Below are 6,839 nucleotides of genomic sequence, written 5' to 3' on the forward strand. Positions count from 1 at the left end.
AGAGCTTTGTTGTAAACTAATCTTACACAGCCCAAAGTGCGCCGCAATAGCGACTCTTGTTCGGGTGTGGGGTAAAATCGAAACGAGTAGGCTTTTTCCATGTCTCACATTCTAGCATATATTTGGTAAATGCGCTAGTATTTAACGGTAAAGCCGTCGTAGAACGACGGGGTTTCAGACCCAAAATTTTCGATGAAAACTGTTGCCGATACGGACTTGAAAAGGCTAGAAGACTTAATTATCAACGGACAAAAAGCGATCGAGACTCGTTTCACGGCGATCGAGCATAGTATCGTCGAAATTAAGGCTGATATTGGCGAAATTAAAGCTGATATTAAGGAAATCAAGCAAGATGTTAAATCCCTAGAGATAGGACAGGCAAAATTAACCGAAAGAGTCGAAGGGATGGATAATCGCCTCAAAATAGTCGAGGGCAGTCAAAAAAATCAAATTTGGGCATTGATAACCATTTTAGGCGGTTCACTAATTACCGCTTCCGTCGGTTTGCTGATCGCTATTTTGCGCTTTGTCTTTTTTAAGTAAAAAGTTATCTTTATGGATGAAAATAAAACCGAAATAAATCAAGAAATTGACTTAGAAACCGAAAAAATTGAGCCATCAGCCTCGGTAATGGAAAGATACGCCCAAATACACCTAAAAAGTGAGGGCGAGAAATTGGTGCTAATTTTGCCCAAAACCAGCGCCGGGGAGACAAGTCAGGATTGGACAGATATCTTGACAGGATTAAAATATTATCTCCGTAATAGCGGCCAAAACTGCCCTGCTAGAACACCAGTACACCTACGGTCCAACAATCGCCTGATGGATACGCGCCAACTACAAGCGATCGCCACAATTTTAGACAGTGCCGAATTATCCCTGCATACCATCCAAACCCAAAGAAGACAAACCGCAGTGGCAGCGGCAACCATGGGTTACAATGTCGAACAAATGCGCTCGAATCCCACGGTTTTCGGGGACGAGCAACCGCTACCATCCCTCCTCGCCGAACCTTTGTACTTAAAAACCACCTTGCGATCGGGTGTAGAAATCCGTCACCCGGGTACAGTTATAGTCATGGGTGATGTCAACCCCGGCGGATCGATCGTCGCTGATGGCGATATATTAGTTTGGGGGGGTTTACGCGGTGTGGCCCATGCTGGATTCCGCGGCGATCGAGCAGCGGTAATTATGGCCCTGCGAATCGACTTAACTCAACTGAGGATCGCAGAATTAGTGGCACGCACCCCGGCTTTGAATAGCGATCGCATGGAACCAGAAATTGCCTGTATCAGCGAAGGAGGAATCCGCATCATTGGGGCTTATAATTTTTCCAGAACCTACACCTTTAAAGATAAAGTGGGATGGGTAGAAAAAAAGTGATCAGTGACCAGTAAACAGTGATCAGTGACCAGTGATCAGTAAACAGTGATCAGTAAACAGTGATCAGTAAACAGTGATTCAGTGACTGGTAAAAATAGCGATTAACTGCGTTGAAACGAAAAACTCTATAAAACTGATAACTGATAACTGATAACTGATAACTGATAACTGATAACTGATAACTGATAACTGATAACTGATAACTGATAACTGATAACTGATAACTGATAACTGATAACTGATAACTGATAACTGATAACTGGTAACTGATAACTGATAACTGATATAAATTATGGCTCGTGTAATTGTGGTGACATCGGGAAAGGGAGGAGTTGGTAAAACGACAGTAACGGCGAACTTAGGTTCAGCCTTATCTCAATTAGGCTGTCGAGTCGCCCTTGTCGATGCCGATTTCGGACTGAGAAATCTCGATTTATTGTTAGGATTAGAACAGCGTATCGTTTATACTGCCCTCGATGTGGTGGCGGGAGATTGTAGCCTTGATAAAGCTTTAGTTAAGGATAAAAGACAGGAAAATCTGGTCTTATTACCGGCGGCACAAAACCGCACCAAAGAGGCAATTACTGGCGCTCAAATGAAGGATTTAGTCGCCCAATTGTCAAAAAGTTATGACTATGTATTGATTGATTGCCCGGCAGGAATTGAAATGGGTTTTCGCAATGCGATCGCCGCTGCTCAAGAAGCGATCATCGTTACTACTCCGGAAATGTCGGCGGTGAGAGATGCCGATCGCGTGGTGGGATTACTAGAAAGCGAAGATATTAAGAGTATCCGTCTGATTGTCAACCGGCTGCGGCCAGAAATGATCCAACTTAATCAGATGATCAGCGTCGAGGATATTCTCGACCTCTTGGTAATTCCCCTGTTGGGGATTATTCCCGACGATCAAAGAATTATTATTTCCACTAATAAAGGGGAACCATTAGTATTAGAGGAGAAGACCTCTCTCCCCTCCATGGCCTTTAGAAACATTGCCCAGCGTTTACAGGGTCGCGATGTGCCGTTTCTAGATTTAATGGCCGGTCAGGAAGGTTTTCTCACTCGTCTGCGTCGTCGCTTGTTTGGGCCTTAAACTCTCTCATCTCAACCCCTTAACCTACTATGAATGACCTGATCGATAAACTTCTAGCATGGCGCGGTTCGGGCAAAAGTGGCGACCAAGCTAAAAAACGCTTAAAACTTATTCTGGCCCATGATCGCGCCGATCTTAGTCCCGAAATTCTCAATATGATGCGTCAAGAAATCTTAGAAGTGGTCAGTCGTTATCTTGATATCGACACCGAGGAAACCGAGTTACTCCTAGAAAGCGACCAACGAACTACAGCCCTGATTGCTAATTTTCCGATTCGTCGGATCAAACGCCGTCCTTTAACCGAGAAATTGCCATGAAAACTAAACCGATCGAGCTTTGGCTTAGTCTAGCGGTCAGTCCCTTTCTTTTATCCTACTTGGGACTACGTTCTATTAATAATTGGTTGATAGAAGTCGGGAAAGATAGTGAGGAAATCTTTCGTGGCGATCGCTTGCCGCTGCTCAATATTCCCGATCAGTTACCAATAAACAGTGACCAATAATCCAAGAAAAAAGTCCTTTTGCCCCCTGAAAAGAGGCAAAAATAGTGAAGTTTTTGTTAAAAATAGGAAAAAATGTGATTCTTGGGGATATGATCTCATCTTTGACAAACCCTAAGAACTAATCCCGATAGATCAGTTATCAATGATCAGATTTGAGTTTTCAGTGAATAGTATTAAGTGGTAAGTTCTGAGCTTTCTTTTCACTGATTACTGATTACTGATTACTGACTCCCGATTACTGACTCCCGATTACTGATTACTGATTACTGATTACTGATTACTGATTACTGATTACTGATTACTGATTACTGATTACTGATTACTGATTACTGATTACTGATTAAAATTATGAGCGTCCTTGTCCCCTCGACCGAAACCGAACAGGATATTTTCAGCACTTCCAACCTGTTTCTGCAGCAAAGACTGAAATTAATCGAAGATTTATGGAAAGAAGTCTTAGTCTCCGAATGTGGTCAAGAATTAGTCGATTTACTGGAATTACTGCGCCATCTCTGTTCTGAGGAAGGACAAGTGACCGATGATAGTGCGGAAGCAATGATCGCCAAAATGATCGAAGACTTGGAACTAGGGGAAGCGATCAAAGTTACCCGCGCTTTTGCCCTCTATTTCCAGTTAATAAATATTATTGAACAACACTACGAACAAAGGGATCAGCAACTACTGCGACGGACGGTGATCGGGGAAGAAAACGAAAGTCCCAAGGCTGACCCAACGCAAAAAAGCATTTTAGCCACCATTGTCGGGGCCGATTGGCTAGAAAAAACCCTGAACGAGTCCGATCACTCCGGCCCAAAATCGGGACTATTTCACTGGTTATTTCCCTATCTCAAACAGGTTAACGTCCCCCCCCAAGAAATTCAGCGTCTTCTCGATCAGTTAGATATTTGTCTGGTTTTTACGGCCCACCCCACGGAAATTGTCCGTCATACCATTCGCATTAAACAGCGCCGTATCTCAGGCATTCTCGAAAAACTCGACCAAGCAGAAGAAATCTTTCGCAGTATGGGGTTAACTAACTCCAGAGAAGCACAAACAGTCACCAAACAGTTAAAAGAAGAAATTCGTTTTTGGTGGCGAACGGATGAACTACACCAATTTAAACCCACCGTCGTCGATGAAGTGGATTATGCCCTGCACTACTTCGATGAAGTTCTCTTTGATTCCCTACCCCAGTTAACCCTGCGTCTGCAGCAAAGTCTAGAATCCTCCTTTCCCCGTTTACGAGCGCCGAAAAATAACTTCTGTCGCTTTGGTTCTTGGGTAGGGGGAGATCGGGATGGCAATCCCTCCGTTACCCCCGAAGTCACCTGGAAAACCTGCTGTTATCAGCGCAATCTCGTTATTAAAAAATATCTCGATGCTATTCGCGACCTGACCAGTATTTTAAGTGCCTCCCTGCACTGGTGTCACGTCTTGCCGGAGTTGCTGGACTCCCTGGACAGAGATAAACAGCAAATGCCCGAAATCTATAGCCAGTTAGCAATCCGCTACCGTCAGGAACCCTATCGCCTCAAATTGGCCTTTATTCAAAAACGTCTGGAAAATACGCGCGATCGCAATGATCGGCTCAATGACCCGGAAGAACGACAATTATTAACTAAACTCAACGAAACCAACATCTATCGCTCCGGTTCCGAGTTTTTAGCCGAATTACAGCTATTACAGCGCAGTCTCTTTCAAACCGGTCTTTCCTGTCAAGAACTCGCTCAACTGATCGCCCAAGTGGAGATTTTTGGCTTTGTCCTGACTCAGTTAGATTTTCGGCAGGAATCCACCCGTCACGCCGAATGTATCGAAGAAATCGCTGAATATCTCGGAGTTTTACCCAAACCCTACGGCCAATTAAGCGAATCAGAAAAAATCGCCTGGTTAGTGGAGGAATTAAAAACCCGTCGCCCCTTAATTCCCCGGGAAATGCCCTTTTCGGAAAGAACCTGCGAAACCATTGAAACCCTGGGAGTTTTAAGAAGTCTGCAAGGGGAATTTGGTCTGGAAATCTGCCAAACCTACATTATCAGCATGACCAACGAGGCCAGCGATGTGCTAGAAGTGCTGTTATTAGCCCAAGAAGCCGGTTTATACGACCCCGCCACTAGCCGCAGTTCCCTCCGCATCGTTCCCCTCTTTGAAACCGTCGATGACCTCAAACACGCCCCCGGCATCATGGAGACTTTGTTTGAATTGCCCCTCTATCGGGCAACCCTAGCCGGCGGTTACGACCATTTAGGGGCTTTAAACGGGGAGGACGTGACCCCGGAACCTGCCATCTTGGAACCGAGTAATTTACAGGAGATTATGGTGGGTTACTCCGATAGTAATAAAGATTCCGGCTTTTTGAGCAGTAATTGGGAAATTCATAAGGCCCAGAAGGCTTTACAAAAAACCGCTAAACAATACGGCGTGAATCTACGTCTTTTTCATGGCCGGGGCGGTTCCGTCGGTCGGGGTGGTGGACCGGCCTACGCCGCTATCCTCGCCCAACCCCGGGGAACGATTAACGGTCGCATTAAAATCACCGAACAAGGCGAGGTTTTAGCCTCGAAATACTCTTTACCAGAATTGGCCTTGTATAACCTAGAAACGGCTGTAACGGCAGTCATACAGGCAAGTTTACTGGGCAGTGGTTTTGATGATCTCGAACCTTGGAATCGCATCATGGAGGAGTTGGCCACCCGTTCACGGCAAACCTATCGCAGTTTGATTTATGAAGAACCGGACTTTTTAGATTTCTTCCTGTCCGTGACTCCCATTCCTGAAATTAGTCTTTTACAGATTAGTTCCCGACCAGCGCGCCGGAAAAGTGGTCAACAGGATTTAAGTACCCTGCGGGCAATTCCCTGGGTATTTAGTTGGACCCAAACCCGTTTTCTTTTACCGGCTTGGTATGGTTTAGGGACAGCTTTACAGATGTTTCTCGATGATTCTCCTAGCAGAAATTTGGAATTGTTACGCCATTTTTATCACAAGTGGCCTTTCTTCCAGATGGTGATTTCTAAGGCAGAAATGACTCTATCGAAGGTGGACCTACAGATGGCCTATCACTACGTCAGTGAACTTTCTAAACAGGAAGATCGAGAACGTTTTCAACGTCTGTTTGAAAGGATCAAAGAGGAATATAATCGCACTAGCGAGATTGTTCTCCAGATCACCGGCGAGAAACATTTATTGGATAATGATCCGAATTTACAGCGCTCGGTGCAGTTACGCAACGGTTCGATCGTTCCCCTCGGTTTCCTACAGGTGTCTCTCCTCAAGCGTTTACGTCAATACAACAGTCAAGCTCAATCCGGTGTGATTCATTTCCGCTACTCTAAAGAGGAGTTATTAAGGGGTGCTTTAATGACGATTAATGGTATTGCCGCAGGGATGAGAAATACCGGTTGATTACAGATAATTAATGGTAGTTTTCGGGGGTGGTTATCTTGAAGGTAATCCACCCTCTTTTTTGGATTTGTCAACTTTTTGTAGAACTTCTACTAAGTTGTTATTTTTAAAGGGAAAATCACCGCTAAAATTGGGCATTACTTCCGATTTTATCACTCAATCCAAGCCTTTGGGGGGTAGAACCCCCCAAACCCCCCCGCGCATTAGCTTTTCGGTGGGATGCTTACAGGCAGCTGCTGATACATTTGTAATTATTTAGGGTCTGCTGAAAAAGTTGTTCGGTGGGGGTTGGGGGTTGGGGGTTGGGGGGTGGGGGGTGGGGTGTGGGGTTTTACCCATTTTCAGGTGGTCAATTACCTAATTTTCAGGGAAAAAGTCCCTGAATTTTCCCCCCAATCACTCCAAGGGTCGGCACTTTTTGAGGGAAAAAAAGTCTAAAAACCTTGTTGGATAAGG

7 protein-coding genes are annotated in these 6,839 nt (G+C 44.9%); 6 read left to right on the forward strand and 1 reads right to left on the reverse strand.

The window, feature by feature from the left end:
* Window positions 1–101 (reverse strand): helix-turn-helix domain-containing protein (locus tag IM319_RS13540; RefSeq protein ID WP_287683512.1); only part of this gene is annotated, 101 nt, incomplete at its 3' end.
* 91 nt (window positions 102–192) lie between these two features.
* Between IM319_RS13540 and IM319_RS13545 the strand changes: the two genes are divergently transcribed.
* The 6 genes from IM319_RS13545 (at window position 193) to ppc (ending at window position 6,383) form a co-directional block, all read left to right on the forward strand.
* On the forward strand, window positions 193–543 hold the full coding sequence (locus tag IM319_RS13545; protein WP_286825912.1) for a hypothetical protein: 351 nt from the start codon (window positions 193–195) through the stop codon (window positions 541–543).
* A 12-nt stretch (window positions 544–555) separates the two neighbouring features.
* Window positions 556–1,383: a septum site-determining protein MinC gene (gene minC, locus IM319_RS13550; RefSeq protein ID WP_287684733.1), complete on the forward strand. Its 828-nt coding sequence runs from the start codon at window positions 556–558 to the stop codon at window positions 1,381–1,383.
* A 292-nt stretch (window positions 1,384–1,675) separates the two neighbouring features.
* On the forward strand, window positions 1,676–2,476 hold the full coding sequence (gene minD, locus IM319_RS13555; RefSeq protein ID WP_286825914.1) for a septum site-determining protein MinD: 801 nt from the start codon (window positions 1,676–1,678) through the stop codon (window positions 2,474–2,476).
* Between the two features lie 29 nt (window positions 2,477–2,505).
* Complete coding sequence (gene minE / locus IM319_RS13560) at window positions 2,506–2,793, forward strand: cell division topological specificity factor MinE (protein WP_002764792.1); 288 nt, start codon at window positions 2,506–2,508, stop codon at window positions 2,791–2,793.
* The gene (locus IM319_RS13565; protein ID WP_287735926.1) at window positions 2,790–2,978 is read left to right on the forward strand and encodes a hypothetical protein; all 189 of its coding nucleotides are present in this window, start codon (window positions 2,790–2,792) and stop codon (window positions 2,976–2,978) included. Before minE ends, IM319_RS13565 begins: the two co-directional genes overlap by 4 nt.
* Before the next feature lie 348 nt (window positions 2,979–3,326).
* Window positions 3,327–6,383, forward strand: a complete 3,057-nt coding sequence (gene ppc, locus IM319_RS13570) for a phosphoenolpyruvate carboxylase (RefSeq protein WP_287735927.1) — start codon at window positions 3,327–3,329, stop codon at window positions 6,381–6,383.
* Window positions 6,384–6,839: the final 456 nt, after the last annotated feature.

Origin of the sequence: Microcystis sp. M113S1 (assembly GCF_020246945.1) — a bacterium.
Lineage (GTDB): Bacteria > Cyanobacteriota > Cyanobacteriia > Cyanobacteriales > Microcystaceae > Microcystis.